The sequence below is a fragment of the Naasia lichenicola genome, assembly GCF_004801885.1.
Lineage (GTDB): Bacteria > Actinomycetota > Actinomycetes > Actinomycetales > Microbacteriaceae > Naasia > Naasia lichenicola.
This window is the reverse complement of sequence record NZ_SSSM01000002.1, coordinates 48292-65187: the sequence shown is the minus strand read 5'-3', so window position 1 is coordinate 65187 and position 16896 is coordinate 48292. Positions and strand designations below refer to the sequence as shown.

Genomic DNA, 16896 nt, shown 5'->3' with positions numbered 1-16896 from the left:
TCGAAACGCCTTGAGAGGCGCGAAATCCGCTTCCGCGTACACCAGCGGGCACTCCAAAGGACCATCCCTCCACAGGTGGGTCGTCGGCTGGTTTCTCCACGGATCGCGAAATAGCTCGCGCCGATAATCTGCACCTCACCAGGCTGTGCCCGTGGATACGCCGGCCGCCCTGTGTTCGTCCCTCGATGGCGTCGCCCGCGCCGCCGAGTTGCGGATGGCGGGCTTCAGTCGGCGGTCGATAGCGGCGGCACTGACCGGAGGCGACATGACGCGACCGCGGATCGGCGTCTACGCCCTGCCATCGCTGAGCCGGAGCGAACGGCACGCGCTCCAGCACGGGGGTCGTCTCGGCTGCGTCTCCGTCGCGGCGTCCTACGGGCTGTGGACGATGCCGTTCGACGGCGATCATCTGTCGGTGCCACCCGACTTCCACGCCTTCGACCATGCAGCCTGCACCGGAGTCACCGTCCATTGGTCAGGTGGGCAGGCGTTCGGCCGACATCGGCGTCGGCTGCCGCTCGGCGACGCCATCCGCGACATCGGGCGGTGTCAGGGGCCGGAAGGTGCACTCGTCGTGATCGAGTCCGCGATGCATCCCAGTCGGCGCATGGTCGGCGAATATGAGCTGAACCTCCTGCGTGAGCTCTGGCCGGAAGGGAGAGACGTGCTCGATTTCGTCGACACGAAAGCCGACAGTGGCCTCGAATCCCTGATGAGATGGCGCCTGCATCGCATGGGCATTCCGGCTCGATCACAGCACCGGATCGAGGGCGTAGGTCGCGTCGACCTCCTCGTCGGGGACCGTCTCGTCATCGAACTCGACGGCGCGACCCATGGCGACCCGGCCGGAGTGAGCAACGACCGCCGACGGGATGCCGTCTCAACGGCAGCCGGCTATCGCACCGAGCGCTACGGCTACCAGCAGGTGCTGTTCGGGTGGCCGCAGATCGAGGCGGCCATCCTCGCCATCATCGAACAGGGGGATCACCTCCATTCCGGACCCGGATCGCGGCGGCGCGGTACGCGCAAGCGGACTTGGGGCTGAATCGGCGGTCGAACGGGCCCAAAACGGCCGATCTCCGCTTGCGTGATCGCCAGCGAGCTCGATCCGCTCGGGGAGGATCGGCCGGACCGCTAGCCTTGACGACGTGTTAGCGCAGGACAATCCCTTCGGCCAGGTGCTCGTCGCCCTGGTGACCCCGTTCACCTCGGACGGAGAGGTCGACTGGGCCGGCGTCGAGAAGCACATGGACGACGTCATCTCCGCCGGGGCCGACGGCCTCGTCGTCACCGGCACCACGGGGGAGACCAGCACGCTCACCGACCCCGAGAAGGTCCGGCTGATCGAGATCGGCAAGGACGTCGCAGCGGGCCGGGCGAAGGTGATCACGGGCGGCGGTTCCAACGAGACCGCGCACGCCATCGAGCTCTACAAGAAGAGCGAGAAGGCCGGCGCCGACGGCATCATGATCGTCACGCCGTACTACAACAAGCCGACCCAGGCGGGCATCCTCACCCACTTCCGGATGGTCGCGGACTCCACCGACCTGCCGGTCATCCTCTACGACATCCCCGGCCGCACGGGCGTTCCGATCAAGTACGAGACCATCCTGCGCATCTCCAAGCACCCCAACGTGCTGGCGATCAAGGACGCCAAGGGCGACTTCAGCGAGGTCAGCCGCGTTCTGAACCAGACCGACCTGCTCTACTTCTCGGGCGACGACGCCAACGTGCTTCCCCACCTCGCGATCGGCGCATCCGGCCTGATCGGCGTCACGGCCAACATCGCGCCGTCGCCGTACCGGGCCATGGTGGATGCGGTGAACGCGGGCGACCTCGCCACGGCGACCGCCGCCCACAAGTCGCTCGAGCCCCTGGTCCGCGCCACCATGACCCACGTGCCCGGGACGGTTGCGGCGAAGTACATCCTGCACGGCCTCGGACGGATCGGATCGCCCCGCGTTCGGCTGCCGCTCGTCGGACCCGAGGAGTGGGAGGCCGCACTCATCGAGGACGAGATCGACCTCGTGCGCGACATCCCCGGCGTGAGCTTCAAGAACTTCCGACCCGACCGCAACGCGGCGGCCGGCGGTGCCCTGCCGAAGGTGGCCGGCACCACCCGTTAGACGTCACAACCGCCTCGAGGCGGCCATCGGCGTCCGAAGAGGACGCCACCATCAGGGCCCACAGGAATCGGCCCGAAAGAGGAGCACATGTCCGACACCGTCTACGCCCCGCCCGCCCTCGACCCCGCAGCGCTCCGGGTCACCCCGATCGGCGGTCTCGGCGAGATCGGCCGCAACATGACGCTCTTCGAGTTCGGCGGCAAGCTGCTGATCGTCGACTGCGGCGTGCTCTTCCCCGAGGCGGACCAGCCCGGCGTCGACCTGATCCTGCCCGACTTCGCCCCCGTCCGTGACCGACTCGACGACGTGCTGGGCATCGTGCTCACCCACGGCCACGAGGACCACATCGGCGCCGTGCCCTACCTGCTCCGCCTGCGCAATGACATCCCGCTGATCGGCAGCGGCCTGACGCTCGCCCTCGTCGAGGCGAAGCTCAAGGAGCACCGGATCACTCCATACAGCCTCACCGTCAAGGAGGGGCAGACCGAGCAGGTCGGTCCCTTCGAGCTGGAGTTCGTCGCCGTCAACCACTCCATTCCCGACGCGCTCGCCGTGGCGATCAAGACGCCCGCCGGAGTGGTCCTCCACACGGGCGACTTCAAGATGGATCAGCTGCCGCTGGACAACCGACTGACCGACCTACGGGCGTTCGCCCGCCTCGGCGAGGCGGGGGTCGACCTGTTCCTCGTCGACTCCACCAACGCCGACGTGCCAGGCTTCACCGCCCTGGAGCGATCCATCGGACCGGTCCTGCAGGACGTCATCTCCCGCGCCCCGCGCCGCGTCATCGTGGCCAGCTTCTCCAGCCACGTGCACCGCGTGCAGCAGGTGCTCGACGCAGCCGTCGCCAACAAGCGCAAGGTGGCCCTGATCGGGCGCAGCATGGTGCGCAACATGGGCATCGCCTCGCAGCTCGGATACCTGCACGTGCCGGATGGCGTGCTGATCGACGCGAAGAAGGCCGCGGACCTGCGCGACGACCAGATCGTCTACATGTCCACCGGATCGCAGGGCGAGCCGATGGCCGTCCTCGCTCGGATGGCCAACCTCGAGCATCAGATCGAGATCGGTCAAGGCGACACCGTCATCCTCGCCTCGAGCCTCATCCCCGGCAACGAGAACGCCGTCTACCGCGTCATCAACGGCCTGACGAAGCTCGGCGCCAACGTCGTGCACAAGGCGAACGCCAAGGTGCACGTCTCGGGCCATGCCGCCGCCGGCGAGCTGCTCTACTGCTACAACATCCTCAAGCCGAAGAATGTCATGCCCGTGCACGGCGAGTACCGCCACCTGGTCGCGAACGCCCAGCTCGCGCAGGACACCGGCATCCCCGAGAAGAACACGATCATCGTCGAGAACGGCGCGGTCGTCGACCTCAAGGACGGCGTCGCCCGGGTGGCCGGCCAGTGGGACCTCGGCTACGTCTACGTCGACGGCTCCTCGGTCGGCGAGATCAGCGACGCGGACCTCAAGGACCGCCGCATCCTCGCCGAAGAGGGCTTCATCACGATCTTCACCGTCGTCGACCCGGTCACCGGCCGCATCGTCGTCGGCCCCGAGATCCACGCCCGCGGCTACGCCGAGGACGACAAGGTCTTCGACGCTGTCATCCCCAAGATCACCCAGGCGCTGCAGGAGGCGGCCGGCAACGGCACCCGCGACGCCCACGCGCTCTCGCAGGTCGTCCGCCGCACCGTCGGCCGGTGGGTCAACACCCAGCACCGCCGGCGACCGATGATCGTCCCCATCGTCATCACGGCCTAGCCGCCAGGGCCGCCGCTCCGAGCGCTCGGCTCGCGCGGTACGCACGTCCTCGCGCGGTCCGCATACCCACCGCGCGAGGACACCCGGACAGCGCGAGGCGGCAGCTGGCGAGGCGCCGGCTAGCGGTCGAGCAGGTCGAAGGTGTCCGTCTTGAGCGCGTTCTCGAGCTCGGCCATGCCCGCGTCGTCGAGCTCGAGGATCGCCTGGCCGTCGTCCGATGTGGCGGGGCCCGAGATCGGCGCCGTCGAGAACGTGATGTCGCCCGATCGCACCGACCGCAGCTCGAGCGCCAGCCCGGAGATGTAGGTCGAGTTCATGTCGGCATCGACCTGCACGAACGGCGTGATCGACGAGACCAGGGCGGACAGCGTCGTCGGGTTGAGCAGCGTCTCCGGGGTGAGGATCCCGCGCAGCACGCCTTTGATGTACGCCTGCTGGTTCTTGACCCGCTGGATGTCGCCATCGGGGAACTCCGAGCGGCCCCGCACGTAGGCGAGCGCCTCCTCGCCGTCGAGCAGCTGGGTGCCGACGGCGAACGTCTCGCCGTCCGCCTCGAAGGCGACGGTGTTGTCGACGCTCACCCCGCCGAGGGCGTCGGTGAGCCCCTCGAAGCCCTCGAATGAGACGGCGGCGACGTGATCCATCCGGACGTCCAGCAGCGTCTCGACCGTCTGCACCATGAGCGGGATGCCTCCCAGGGCGAGCGCTGCGTTGATCTTGTTCATCCCGTGCCCAGGGATGTCGACCCAGCTGTCGCGGAGGATCGAGATCGCGTAGATGTGCGTGCGGCTGGCGGGGACGTGCAGGACGATGATCGTGTCCGAGCGCTGACCGTCGAGCGTCGCTCCGGCCTCGCCATCGGATGCGTCCCAGCCCGCCTCGTCGGCGCCCAGGAGCAGGATGTTCTGCGCGTTCCCGGCCGTGCCGCCGAGCGCCGCGGGGCGCAGCTCGTCGCTCGGGAAGGCGCTGTCGATCACCGTCCGCCCGTTGTCGAAGGACTGCGAGAGCGTGAACGCGTACGCGGTGATGCCCAGGCCGCCGAGCAGCAGGACGATCCCGGCGACGGCGGCCGTCTTGATGGTGATGACGGCTGCGCGACGGCGGTGTTTGGCCATAGGTGTCAGTCCAAGTGGGTGAGCTTGTGAGGCTGGCGGCAGGGGAACGGAGACGGAGCGAAGGGGAGCTGCGGTGCGTGGGTGCCTCAACGCTATCCGGATGAGGTTTCGACGGGGTCACGGCGGCGCGTCGTCTGGGCCCCGTCGGCGTGTCGGAATCATCCGCTGGGATGACCTGCTCAACCGTGGCGCTGACGCCGAGGTTCTTCCGCATCTCATAGTGTCTGGGCTTGACGGTGCTGCCCCGGCGCCGGAGAAGTGGAGTGCCCAGTGGGCGTCTGGCGCAAGTGGGTCTTCCCGATCCTTCGGCTCGTCGTGTTCGCGGCGATCGCCGTCGCCCTCGTGAAGGTCGCGTTCTTCGCCGACCCGGCTGCGGGCGACGGGCCCGCGGTTCCCACCGGATCGATCACCGATCCGCAGGTGACCGCCGTGATCGGCACCATCGTCAACGACGTGACCCTCGACGGCACCGTCTCCGCGGACGCCGCCGTGCCGGTCCGCTCCACCGGGGCGGGGACCGTGGACGAGATCTTCATCCAGCAGGGCGCCACTGTCGCAGCGGGCGACAAGATCTACGACATCAAGGTCGAGACCGTGCAGGACCCGGTGGAGTCGACCGACGCCATGGGCAACCCGACCGTCACCCAGCCCAAGCCGGTCATCACCTACGCGAAGGTCTTCGCGCCTGCTGCGGGCGTGCTCAGCTCGCTCACCGTGCTGCACGGACAGGCCGTGAACATCGGCGACACCACCGGTCAGGTCGCGCCGCCGACCTTCTCGGTCTCCGGCTCGCTCAGCCCTCAGCAGCAGTACCGGCTGCTGGATCAGCCGACCGAGGCGTCCGTGACCATCGCCGGCGGGCCCGCCCCGTTCACCTGCACCGGGCTCAGCATCACCAGCCCGCTCGCCGGACAGACCGACTCGGGAACGGGAGGGGGAACGGGCGACGGCAGCGGATCGACGGGCGGCAGCGCGACGGTGCGCTGCGCGGTTCCCGGCGACGTCAAGGTGTTCTCGGGCCTGACCGCCACGATCACCATCCCGGCGGGCTCCGCCGAGAACGTCCTCACCATCCCCACCACCGCGGTCGACGGCGGAGCGCAGACCGGCGTCGTCTACGCCGTGCTCGAGGACGGCAGCACCGAGCAGCGCGACGTCACCCTCGGCCTGACCGACGGCACCATGGTGCAGGTGGTCAGCGGGCTCGACGAGGGCCAGGCGATCCTGCAGTTCACCCCCAACGCCAACGCCCCGATCGACGTCGGCGGCGGCTGCTTCGACGACGGCTCGGGCAACATCACCTGCTCCGACACCGGCGTCATCGCCAAATGAGCATCATCCGACTCGACGGGGTCACCCGGGTGGTCACCCTGCCCGACGGAGGGCGGCTGACGATCCTCTCGGGGATCGACTTCGAGGTGGACGGAGGCGATCGGGTCTCGATCGTCGGCCGATCGGGCTCGGGCAAGTCGACCCTGATGAACATCCTCGGGCTGATCGATTCTCCGAGCGAGGGAACCGTGCACTTCGACGAGCGCGACGCGCGGAGGTTCAGCTCGAGCATCCGCGATCGGATCCGGGGACAGCGGATCGGATTCGTCTTCCAGCAGTTCAACCTGCTCGCGAGGCGCACCGCCCTCGAGAACGTGATGACGCCGCTGCTCTACGACTCCGGCCGCGACTTCTGGCGACGGAAGGCGATCGCCACCGAGATGCTCGAGAGCGTGGGCCTCGGCCATCGGCTCGACTCGACGCCCGACCGGCTCTCCGGCGGTGAGCAGCAGCGCGTCGCCATCGCACGCGCGCTCGTGCGCCGACCGCAGCTGATCCTCGCCGACGAGCCGACGGGAGCGCTCGACCTCGACACCGGGCAGTCGGTGATGGAGCTGCTCGAAGGGGTCGCCGCGCGCACCGATGCCGCCCTCGTGACCATCACCCACGATCCCAACATCGCCGCCCGGGCCGATCGCCACTACCGCCTCGACGCCGGCCACCTCACCACCACCCTGACCCGGCCGGTGGTGCCCGCGTGAACGGCGGCTTCGTCAGCCGCCTGCTGACCAACCTGGTCGGGGCGGTCTCCGAGGCGTGGTCGGAGCTGCGGGTGCACCGCGGCCGCGTGCTGCTCTCACTGATCGGCGTCGGTGTGGCCGTCGCTGCCCTGACCGCTGTGGTGGCGGCGGGCGGGATCGCCGAGCAGACACTGCGCGAGCAGAGCGAGCAGCAGGGCGGGCGCGCGGCGACCATGTCGATCAGCGCGTTCACCGACGATGGGAGCGTCATCGACGCGACTGCGCTGCGCGGCGCTTTCGACGAGGCCGTCGATCGCTACGGCGTGGACTACGCCAGCGAGCACGGCTACACGTCGCAGATCGTCCGCTTCGTCGACGGCAAGCAGTCCGTCCAGGTGCAGACCGTCGACGTGCCGTTCGCCGAGATGCATCGGATCAAGCTCGTGAGCGGGCACTGGTTCACCGAATCGGATGAGACACGGCTCGCGCCCGCGCTCGTGGTGAACGAGCGCTTCTGGGAGCGGATCGGCAAGCCCGACCTGCGTACCCACCCCACCGTCGTCCTGCCAGGGCGACAGGACACCACGGCGGTCGTCGTCGGCGTGGTCCCGTCGTACACGTACGAGGTGGATCCCTCGATGTACATGCTCGCCGACCAGGCGGCGCTGCTCGCGGAGCCCGGCGCGGCTGAGCAGTACGGCCCGCCGCAGTTCGAGGCCTGGCTGCCGCCCGACGTGTCCGACCAGCTCGGCACTCGCATCGCCGACGACATGGGCGCTCAACTCGGCGACGGCGTCCAGGTGCAGTCGTACCGCCAGGACTTCGCCGAGCAGAACGCGCAGTCGCTGGCCCAGGTGCAGCTCATCGTCGGCGGCATCGCGCTGCTGGTGCTTCTGCTCGGTGCCCTCGGACTCGTGAACATCGCCCTCGTCACGGTCCGAACGAGGATCCGGGAGATCGGCATCCGCCGCACCTTCGGCGCGACCGCCGGCCGGGTGTTCTTCGCGGTGATGATGGAGAGCGTCGTGGCGACGGTCGCTGCCGGAGTGGTCGGGGTCATGCTGGCGATCCTGCTGATCAAGAACCCGATCACCGAAGGCTTCATCAGCCAGGGGGTGGCGGATGTTCCGGCCTTCCCGACCTCCGCGGCCTTCGTCGGCCTCGCGGCAGCCACGGCCGTCGGAGCGCTGGCCGGCTTGATCCCCGCCCTCGTCGCGGTGCGGGTGAAGGTGATCGACGCCCTGCGCTACTGACCGTCGGGTCACCGGGCATCGGCGAGGCGGTTGCCCGGCTCGTGCGAGCGGGTGAATTGCCTGATCGGGGCATCATCCCGCGGTTCCGCGTGTGGCAGAGTTGCATCGTGAGCGGATTTCAGATCCGGGACGCCGGTCCTGCAGACACTCTCGCGCTCAGCGAGGCCCTCGTCGAGGCCGCCAACTGGAATTCGAACCGCATCGAGCCGCGGGTCAACGTGCTCTCGCACCCGGTCCGCAGCCGCTACGTGGCGGGCTGGCCCCGTCCGGGAGACGGCGGCCTGGTGGCCGAGACGCCGGAGGGCGAGGTCATCGGCGCCGCGTGGTACCGGCTCATGTCGGCGGACCGCCCCGGCTTCGGCTACGTGACCGCGGGCGTGCCGGAACTGACCCTCGGCGTGCGACCGATGTGGCGAGCGCGCGGCGTCGGGCGGGCGCTGCTGCAGGGACTGCTCCGCAAGGCGGCCGAGTCGGGTCACGCCCGGATCAGCCTCAGCGTCGAGCACGGCAACTTCGCCCAGCGGCTCTATCGCAGCGAGGGGTTCACCGTGCTGAGCTCCGGCGAGACCTCCGACGTCATGGTCCGCAGCCTGAACTGAGCGGCGCCCTCCGGTCGTGGGGGAGTCGCCGCGGGCCTGATGGGGGCCTGATTCGCCGTCCTTCGGAGTGATCCTCCGAGGACCGCTGCGTGTCACCCGGTCCGTGTCGCGCCCCCGACGTATCGTGGCCGAATGGCTCAGAGTGGCAGGTCTCCCAGTCGTGCCCGCACAACGGGCACGGGTGCGAAGAAGACGACGAACGCGGCGCGATCGACCGGCACCACCCGCACCGGCTCGGCGCGCACGGGCTCCGGCACGCGCGCCAACGCCACCTCGTCGCGCACCAAGAAGTATCCGGTCGTCCAGGAGGAGCAGGGCCTCATCGCCCGCGCCTGGCTGGGCCTCGCCCACGTCGCCGGCGCAGCCGCCCGCGCCATGGGCCCCGAGTCGCTCGCCAAGGAGGAGCGCCGCGACGGGATCCCGTTCCTGCTCCTGGTGCTCGCCGTCATCGGCGCCTTCGTCGAATGGTTCGGCGTCGGCAAGCCCATCGCGATCACCCTCGACATGTGGACCTTCGGCGGGCTGATCGGCCGCGTCGCGTTCGCGCTGCCCGTCATCCTCTTCGTCTTCTCGATCTGGCTGTTCCGTCACCCGAGCTCCGTCAACGACAACGGACGCATCGGGATCGGCCTTGCCATCCTGCTGGTCTCCATGGCCGGCATCTGCCACATCTACGGCGGGACACCGCTCCCGTGGGAGGGCATCGACACGCTCGCGCAGGGCGGCGGAGTCTTCGGCTGGGTCGTGGCCGACTTCCTCACCTCGGCCATCACGCCCGTCGGGGCGACCATCGTGATGAGCGCGCTGGCCCTGCTCTCGGTCTTCATCATCACCCGCACTCCGCCGAACCGGGTCGGCCAGCGCCTGGAGGAGCTCTACAACTACCTCTTCGGTGCCGAGGCGCCCGAGCCGGAGCCCGCGCCACGAGGCCGCGCTGCGCGCAGCACCGGCTCCGGAGCGACGACCACCGCCATCCCCGACTTCACGATCGATTCCGAGCCCGACCCCGACAACCTGCCGTGGTGGCGCCGCGGCAAGAAGCGCGAGGCCGAGCCCGCCTACGACACCCCGATCGTGGGCACGTCGGCGACCGACATCTTCAGCCCGCTCAACGCGCCGCACACGGGCCCGGCCGTGGCCGGCGGTCTCACGGGAGGGGTCTCGGGTGCCATCCCCGGCTCAGGTCCCGCCGACGACCAGAGCGACAGCGGCGACTTCGGGATCGAGCTGTTCGAGGACATGCTCAAGGCCGAGCGCGCAGTGGACCGGGTGACCGGCGAGCTGTCCGTCGGCGCCACCGGCATCCGCGAGGACGACATCGCGGCCACCGCCATCCTCATCCCCGCCGCCGGCGCGGGGGAGACCATCGCGGTCGATCGGATGGCGACGCCCATCCCCAACGGCAAGTACCGGCTTCCCCCGGTCAACTCCCTCTCGCAGGGCCCGCCTCCCAAGGAGGCGACGGCCGCCAACGAGGAGGTCAAGCAGGCGATCACCAACGTGATGAGCCAGTTCAACGTCGACGCGACCGTCACCGGCTTCTCCCGCGGTCCCACGGTCACCCGCTACGAGATCGAGGTCGGGCCCGGCGTCAAGGTCGAGCGAGTCACCGCCCTCGCCAAGAACATCTCCTACGCCGTCGCGAGCAACGAGGTCCGCATCCTCTCGCCCATCCCGGGCAAGAGCGCGATCGGCATCGAGATCCCGAACCCCGACCGCGAGACGGTCGCCCTCGGTGACGTGCTGCGCTCCGCGGCCGCCACCAAGAGCGCGCATCCCATGACCATCGGCGTCGGCAAGGACGTCGAGGGCGGCTTCGTCGTCGCGAATCTCGCCAAGATGCCCCATCTCCTGGTCGCCGGATCGACAGGCGCGGGCAAGTCGTCCTTCGTCAACTCGATGGTCACGAGCCTGCTCATGCGGGCGACGCCCGACGAGGTGCGGATGATCCTCATCGACCCCAAGCGCGTCGAGCTCACGGCATACGCCGGAGTGCCGCACCTGATCACGCCCATCATCACGAACCCCAAGAAGGCGGCCGAAGCGCTGCAGTGGGTCGTGAAGGAGATGGACATGCGCTACGACGACCTCGAGTCGTTCGGCTTCCGGCACATCGACGACTTCAACGCCGCGATCGTGGCGAAGGAGGTCGTCCTGCCCCCGGGCAGCGAGCGCGTGCTCAAGCCATACCCGTACCTGCTGGTCGTGGTCGACGAGCTCGCCGACCTGATGATGGTCGCCCCGCGCGACGTCGAGGACTCGATCGTGCGCATCACGCAGCTCGCGCGCGCATCCGGCATCCACCTCGTGCTCGCCACGCAGCGCCCGAGCGTCGACGTCGTCACCGGCCTGATCAAGGCCAACGTGCCGTCCCGCCTCGCCTTCGCGGTGACCAGCGTCACCGACTCCCGGGTCATCCTCGATCAGCCCGGCGCCGACAAGCTCATCGGCCAGGGCGACGGGCTCTTCCTGCCCAGCGGCGCCTCCAAGGCCATCCGCGTGCAGGGCGCATGGGTCAACGAGGCCGAGATCGCCCGCGTCGTCGAGCACTGCACCAAGCAGGCGCGCCCCGACTATCGCGAGGACGTCGCGGTCGTGGTCGAGAAGAAGGAGATCGACGCCGACATCGGCGACGACTTCGACCTGCTGGTCGCCGCCATCGAGCTCGTCGTGACCAGTCAGTTCGGCTCCACATCGATGCTGCAGCGCAAGCTGCGCGTCGGCTTCGCGAAGGCCGGGCGCCTGATGGACCTCATGGAGTCGCGCAACATCGTCGGCCCGTCGGAGGGCTCCAAGGCGCGCGACGTGCTCGTCCAGCCCGAAGGACTGCCCGGCGTGCTCGCCGGCATCCGCAACGGCAGCACGACGGGCGCCGGCTCCTCAGGTGCCCCGTCCGCTGGCGGGAGTGCGAAGCCGGCGGCGGCGCAGCAGCCGACGCTCGACGCCGTCGACGAGATGTATGCCGGCCTCGAGGTCGTCGAGGCCGAGTCGGACGAGGACATGTGGGGGCTGACCGGCCGCGACTGAGCCCGCCGCGACTGAGCTCGGCTGCGGCTCGCGCACAGCGCTCTCGGACGCGCTGTGACGGCGCGGCCGGGGTCGTTCTCCCAGCGGTCGATGAGCGGCCCGTCAACTAGTCTGGACTCACCAATGATGCGCCGAGCCGGCAACGGCATGGCCGAGCGGTCGGGAGCAGCAGGTGTCGCGGAGCGACGGCGGAGACGCCCGAGAGCGAGCCAGGGAGACTGCGCGCCGCGCCCGCGCGGAGGTCGTCGAACGGGCTCGCGGCCGCGTCATCGAGAAGGGTGACGGCAAGGCCAGCGACGGCAATCTGGCCAACCTCATCACCATCGCCCGCATCCTGCTCGCGCCGGTCTTCATCTGGCTGGTGCTCATCGACGGCGGACAGGATGTCACCCTCCGCTGGGTCGCGACGGTGCTGTTCGTGCTGGCGATCGCCACCGATGGGGTCGATGGCCAGGTCGCCCGACGCCGCAACCTGGTCACCGACGTCGGCATCATCCTCGATCCGATCGCGGACAAGGTCCTCACCGGCGGAGCACTCGTGTCGCTGAGCATCATCGGCGAGCTGCCGTGGTGGGTAACCATCGTGGTGCTCGTCCGCGAGATCGGCATCACCGTGATGCGGTTCAGCCTGCTGAGGGACCGGGTGATCCCGGCCTCCCGCGGAGGCAAGCTGAAGACCGTCGCGCAGTCGGTCGCGATCTCCGCCGCCCTCGCCCCCTTCGCCGGCACCGCTCAGGCGATGGGCGCACCGGGCGCCGTGCCCTGGATCATGGGCGCCGACGTGGCGCTCATGTCGATAGCGGTCGTGCTCACCGTCGTGACCGGCATCGACTACCTCGTCCAGGCCTATCGGCACAATGCCAGCAGCAGGGCGACGGGACGATGAGCATCGGCGCGATGAGCGACGGCGCGATCGGGTCCGGGAGCGACGCCAGGACCGGCGGGCGGGCCGCCGACATCGTGCGGGCCATGCAGGAGCGCGGTCTGAGCATCGCGACCGCGGAATCGTTGACGGGCGGGCTCGTGGCCTCGGCCCTCGTCGACGTGCCGGGGGCGTCGGCCGTGCTGCGCGGTGGCCTCATCGCCTATGCGACCGACCTCAAGCACGACCTGCTGCGCGTGGACGAATCCCTGCTGGCCGAGCACGGCGCCGTGCATCCCGATGTGGCCGTGGAGATGGCGGCGGGTGTCCGCGAGCTGTGCGGCTCGGACTACGGCGTCGCGACGACCGGGGTGGCGGGACCCGAGCCACAGGACGGGCATGCGGTGGGGGAGGTGTACGTGGCGGTCGTCACGTCGACCGGCAGCGAGGTGCGCGGTCTCTTCCTGGCTGGCGACCGCGGCCATGTCCGCGTTCGGACGGTGGAGGCGGCACTCGAGCTGGTGTGGGAGCGGCTCAGCGAGAGGGCGCTCGTCGATGCCCTCGATCTCCCAGTCCCGACACAGGTTGAGTCGGAATAGCGCAAGTTTCCGTCAGGTTACATCTCACGTGTTCACACGCAATACTCACGACGCGTCATTAGATTTGAACGTGTCTCATCAGGACGGGTGGGATATCGTTTCCCAACCCGAGCTCCCATCAGCCGCAGCATCACACGTGAGGAGGGTCACATGGTCCTAGTTCGACAGGAGCTGGGCGACGTTCTGCGAGACTTCCGTCTGCAGAAGGGACGCACCCTCCGCCAGGTCGCGAGCCGCGCGAGCGTCGCGCTCGGCTACCTCAGCGAAGTGGAGCGCGGTCAGAAGGAGGCCTCCTCCGAGATCCTCGCATCGGTCGCCGACGCGCTCGACACCCCCATCTCGGTCATCATGCGCGAGGTGGGCGACCGTCTCGCCGTCATCGAGGGCATCGACGTGCCCGACGCCCTCCCCGCCGACTTCGGTCGGCAGTTCGGCGGAGACTCGTCGTTCGACTTCGACGCCGATCTGGTCGCGCGCTAGTCGCACATCCGACTCCGAAGGAGCCCCGCTGCATGCGGGGCTCCTTCGTCGTTTAACGTGGATGGATGCGCCTGAGTGAGTTCCGCCTCGCCGTCACCGAGGAGTTCGGGGACAGCCTCGGCCGAGCGCTGGTGCGCGACCTCGTCGTGGACGGACTCGACGGCCGCACGCCGCAGCAGGCGCTCGACGCCGGCGTGCCCGCAGCCGAGGTCTGGACGGAGCTGTGCCGCTCCAGCGACGTGCCGCGCGAGCGCTGGCACGGTCGCGGTCAGCGCTCGCCCGCCTAGCCGCCACGGCACCTGACGCGATCCCGGCCACCGGGCGCGCGTCCGCGGCGTATTCGAGTTGGCGTCGACACGCCGCCCGCCTCTGTCGAAGCTGTGTTCGATCGGCGTACTGTCCTCAACAGGCGGCGAATTCCGAGATTCTCCACCGAATGTCGTGGCCTCCGGTCAATGTCGGAGGCTCCGCGTACGTTCGGAGCAACAGGGAGAACCCACCGGGACGACCTGCCGCGGACACCGTGCTCACCAGTCGCGCAGCCGCACAACTCAACAGCCTTGTCGCAGTGCCGAGCGACCTCCCACCCCTGGGAGCGCTCGGGGGACGACAGCCTATAGGCGCCGATTACGACACGAAACAGGAGACATCATGCCGTCAGCAGCAGACCGCGAGAAGGCCCTCGAGACCGCTCTCGCTCAGATCGACCGCCAGTTCGGCAAGGGCTCGGTGATGCGGCTCGGCAGCGACGAGCGCGCACCGATCGAGGTCATCCCGACCGGCTCCATCGCACTCGATGTCGCACTCGGCATCGGAGGCCTCCCGCGCGGCCGCATCGTCGAGATCTACGGTCCGGAGTCGTCCGGAAAGACCACGCTCACCCTGCACGCCATCGCCAACGCGCAGCGCGCAGGCGGCATCGCGGCGTTCATCGACGCCGAGCACGCGCTCGACCCCGAATACGCCAAGAAGCTCGGCGTCGACATCGACGCCCTCCTGGTCTCCCAGCCCGACACGGGTGAGCAGGCGCTCGAGATCGCCGACATGCTGGTCCGCTCCGGATCCATCGACCTCGTCGTCATCGACTCCGTCGCCGCCCTTGTGCCGCGCGTCGAGCTCGAGGGCGACATGGGCGACTCGCACGTCGGTCTCCAGGCCCGACTCATGTCGCAGGCGCTGCGCAAGCTGACCGGTGGTCTCAGCCAGACCAAGACCACGGCCATCTTCATCAACCAGCTCCGCGAGAAGATCGGCGTGTTCTTCGGCAGCCCCGAGACCACCGCCGGTGGCAAGGCGCTCAAGTTCTACGCGTCGGTCCGTCTCGACATCCGCCGCATCGAGACCCTCAAGGAGGGAACCGACGCCGTCGGAAACCGCACCCGGGTCAAGGTCGTCAAGAACAAGATGGCGCCGCCCTTCAAGCAGGCCGAGTTCGACATCCTCTACGGCATCGGCATCAGCCGAGAGGGCAGCCTCATCGACTTCGGCGTCGAGCACAACATCGTCAAGAAGTCGGGCTCCTGGTACACCTACGAGGGCGACCAGCTCGGCCAGGGCAAGGAGAACGCGCGCGCGTTCCTCATCAAGAACGCCGACATCGCCAAGGAGATCGAGCTCAAGATCCTCACCAAGCTCGGTGTGGGCGTCGGCAAGGAGACCGCTCCTGCCGCCATCGACGCTGCAGCGCCGGCCGAGGCCGCGGCGACTCCCATCGAGCCCAAGCTGGCAGCCCGCAAGGTCGTCAACGCCTGATGTCAGAAGGTCAGGAGCTCGCCCCCGTCATCCCGCTGTTCGGCACGCGTTCCGCCGAGCCCGAAGACGGCGGCGAGCTCCCGGCCGCACCCGACGGCGTCCCCGTGCGGCCGCGCCTCACGGTCGTCGCGCCGGTCCCCGCCGACACCTCGTCGGATCACGTCGAGCCGGCCGATCCGATGTCGGCCATCGCGCGGATGTCGCGCACGATGTTCTCGTCGAACGATTCCGATCCCGATGCCGACCCCGATGCCGGCAGCGTCCGCGAGGCGGACGTCGACGACGAGGCGGATGAGACCTCGTCATCCCGACCCACGAAGGACATCCGCGTGGTGAGCCAGTCGGCGCTCGCCCGACGCGGACTGTCGGTCAAGGAGCTCAGCGACAAGCTGACCACGACCGGCTACCCCGAGGACGACGTGCTCGCCGAGATCGACCGACTGAGCGATCTGCATTACCTGGATGACCGGCGTCTGGCCGAAGAGGTCGTGCGCGTCGAGTCGGAGCGGAAGGGCAAGGGCCGATCGGCCGTCATGACCGAGCTCCGGCGTCGCGGCATCGCCGCGGAGGACTACCTCGAAGCGCTCGACGTGCTCGAGCGCGACAGCGAACGCGAGCGCGCCACCGAGATCGCCGAGAAGCGCATCCGCCAGCTGAGCGGCTATGACGACGCCACCGTCCGTCGCAGACTGCACTCCTTCCTGTCCCGCCGTGGGTTCGGCGGCGACACGGTGGGCGCCGCAGTCGACGCCGCCATGCATCCGCATCGCTGAGATCCTCACCGACCCTCGCCCTTCGCCGACCGGGCATGGCGCCTTCCGCTCGGGTGCTCGGCGGAATATCGTTCAGCCATGACGCGACGTCGATCTCTCGCAGTCCTCGCCCTCTCGGCGATCATCACCATCGGCCTCACCGGCTGCATCGGTCTGCCGTCCCTCCCGGGAGCCGACAGCGGCACATCGGGTGGCACGTCAGGTGGCACATCGGGTGGATCGTCGTCCGAAGAGGCGAGCGCGTCGATCGAGGGCACGACATGGGCCGGCACGGACTCCGACGGCGACACCTGGCAGATCACCTTCCAGAGCGGAGGCGGTGTCGCGTTCAGCTACAACGACGGCACGTTCGATGACGACACCGACATCTGGAGCCTCGACGGCCAGGACCTCACCATCACGATCGTCTTCGATGAGGGCACGGCCACGATGACGGGCACCTACGTCGACCCCACGACGACCATCTCCCTCGACGGGCAGGAGGGGTCCGCCACCTGGACCCTCGACCTGCAACCGGCCTGAGGCCACGAGCGC

At 69.1% G+C, this 16896-nt stretch carries 16 protein-coding genes; 15 read left to right on the top strand and 1 reads right to left on the bottom strand.

Annotation, left to right across the window (positions count from 1 at the left end):
* Nucleotides 1-151: 151 nt before the first annotated feature.
* The 3 genes from E6C64_RS04550 to E6C64_RS04540 all read left to right on the top strand — a co-directional run bounded on the left by E6C64_RS04550 (nucleotide 152) and on the right by E6C64_RS04540 (nucleotide 3890).
* Nucleotides 152-1045 (top strand): endonuclease domain-containing protein, encoded by an 894-nt coding sequence (locus E6C64_RS04550; protein WP_136426462.1) that lies wholly within the window; start codon nucleotides 152-154, stop codon nucleotides 1043-1045.
* A 103-nt stretch (nucleotides 1046-1148) separates the two neighbouring features.
* On the top strand, nucleotides 1149-2126 hold the full coding sequence (gene dapA, locus E6C64_RS04545) for a 4-hydroxy-tetrahydrodipicolinate synthase (RefSeq protein WP_136426461.1): 978 nt from the start codon (nucleotides 1149-1151) through the stop codon (nucleotides 2124-2126).
* 87 nt (nucleotides 2127-2213) lie between these two features.
* Nucleotides 2214-3890, top strand: a complete 1677-nt coding sequence (locus tag E6C64_RS04540) for a ribonuclease J (RefSeq protein WP_136426460.1) — start codon at nucleotides 2214-2216, stop codon at nucleotides 3888-3890.
* Nucleotides 3891-4009: 119 nt separating this feature from the next.
* Here E6C64_RS04540 and E6C64_RS04535 read toward each other — a convergent pair whose 3' ends face one another.
* Complete coding sequence (locus E6C64_RS04535) at nucleotides 4010-5005, bottom strand: LCP family protein (protein ID WP_136426459.1); 996 nt, start codon at nucleotides 5003-5005, stop codon at nucleotides 4010-4012.
* A gap of 270 nt (nucleotides 5006-5275) precedes the next feature.
* On the opposite strand from E6C64_RS04535, the gene E6C64_RS04530 reads away from it, so the two are divergent.
* The 12 genes from E6C64_RS04530 (at nucleotide 5276) to E6C64_RS18895 (ending at nucleotide 16884) form a co-directional block, all read left to right on the top strand.
* Complete coding sequence (locus E6C64_RS04530; protein ID WP_199240957.1) at nucleotides 5276-6337, top strand: efflux RND transporter periplasmic adaptor subunit; 1062 nt, start codon at nucleotides 5276-5278, stop codon at nucleotides 6335-6337.
* The gene (locus tag E6C64_RS04525; protein ID WP_136426458.1) at nucleotides 6334-7038 is read left to right on the top strand and encodes an ABC transporter ATP-binding protein; all 705 of its coding nucleotides are present in this window, start codon (nucleotides 6334-6336) and stop codon (nucleotides 7036-7038) included. Before E6C64_RS04530 ends, E6C64_RS04525 begins: the two co-directional genes overlap by 4 nt.
* Nucleotides 7035-8270: an ABC transporter permease gene (locus E6C64_RS04520; RefSeq protein ID WP_233255467.1), complete on the top strand. Its 1236-nt coding sequence runs from the start codon at nucleotides 7035-7037 to the stop codon at nucleotides 8268-8270. The genes E6C64_RS04525 and E6C64_RS04520 overlap by 4 nt, the downstream gene beginning before the upstream one ends.
* 107 nt (nucleotides 8271-8377) lie before the next feature.
* Entirely contained in the window at nucleotides 8378-8869 is a 492-nt protein-coding gene (locus tag E6C64_RS04515; RefSeq protein ID WP_136426457.1) for a GNAT family N-acetyltransferase, read from the top strand.
* Nucleotides 8870-9001: 132 nt separating this feature from the next.
* Entirely contained in the window at nucleotides 9002-11896 is a 2895-nt protein-coding gene (locus E6C64_RS04510) for an FtsK/SpoIIIE family DNA translocase (RefSeq protein ID WP_136426456.1), read from the top strand.
* Nucleotides 11897-12164: 268 nt separating this feature from the next.
* Nucleotides 12165-12782, top strand: coding sequence for a CDP-diacylglycerol--glycerol-3-phosphate 3-phosphatidyltransferase (gene pgsA / locus E6C64_RS04505; RefSeq protein ID WP_136426585.1), 618 nt, complete (start codon nucleotides 12165-12167; stop codon nucleotides 12780-12782).
* A gap of 11 nt (nucleotides 12783-12793) precedes the next feature.
* Nucleotides 12794-13357 carry a CinA family protein gene (locus tag E6C64_RS04500; protein WP_136426455.1) on the top strand — a complete coding sequence of 188 codons (564 nt, stop codon included), beginning with the start codon at nucleotides 12794-12796 and terminating at the stop codon, nucleotides 13355-13357.
* Nucleotides 13358-13507: 150 nt separating this feature from the next.
* Entirely contained in the window at nucleotides 13508-13837 is a 330-nt protein-coding gene (locus E6C64_RS04495) for a helix-turn-helix domain-containing protein (RefSeq protein ID WP_136426454.1), read from the top strand.
* Between the two features lie 65 nt (nucleotides 13838-13902).
* Nucleotides 13903-14124 (top strand): DUF3046 domain-containing protein, encoded by a 222-nt coding sequence (locus tag E6C64_RS04490; protein WP_136426453.1) that lies wholly within the window; start codon nucleotides 13903-13905, stop codon nucleotides 14122-14124.
* 364 nt (nucleotides 14125-14488) lie between these two features.
* Complete coding sequence (gene recA, locus E6C64_RS04485) at nucleotides 14489-15589, top strand: recombinase RecA (RefSeq protein WP_136426452.1); 1101 nt, start codon at nucleotides 14489-14491, stop codon at nucleotides 15587-15589.
* On the top strand, nucleotides 15589-16362 hold the full coding sequence (locus tag E6C64_RS04480; RefSeq protein WP_136426451.1) for a regulatory protein RecX: 774 nt from the start codon (nucleotides 15589-15591) through the stop codon (nucleotides 16360-16362). Before recA ends, E6C64_RS04480 begins: the two co-directional genes overlap by 1 nt.
* Nucleotides 16363-16440: 78 nt before the next feature.
* On the top strand, nucleotides 16441-16884 hold the full coding sequence (locus tag E6C64_RS18895) for a hypothetical protein (RefSeq protein WP_158437736.1): 444 nt from the start codon (nucleotides 16441-16443) through the stop codon (nucleotides 16882-16884).
* Nucleotides 16885-16896 lie beyond the last annotated feature (12 nt).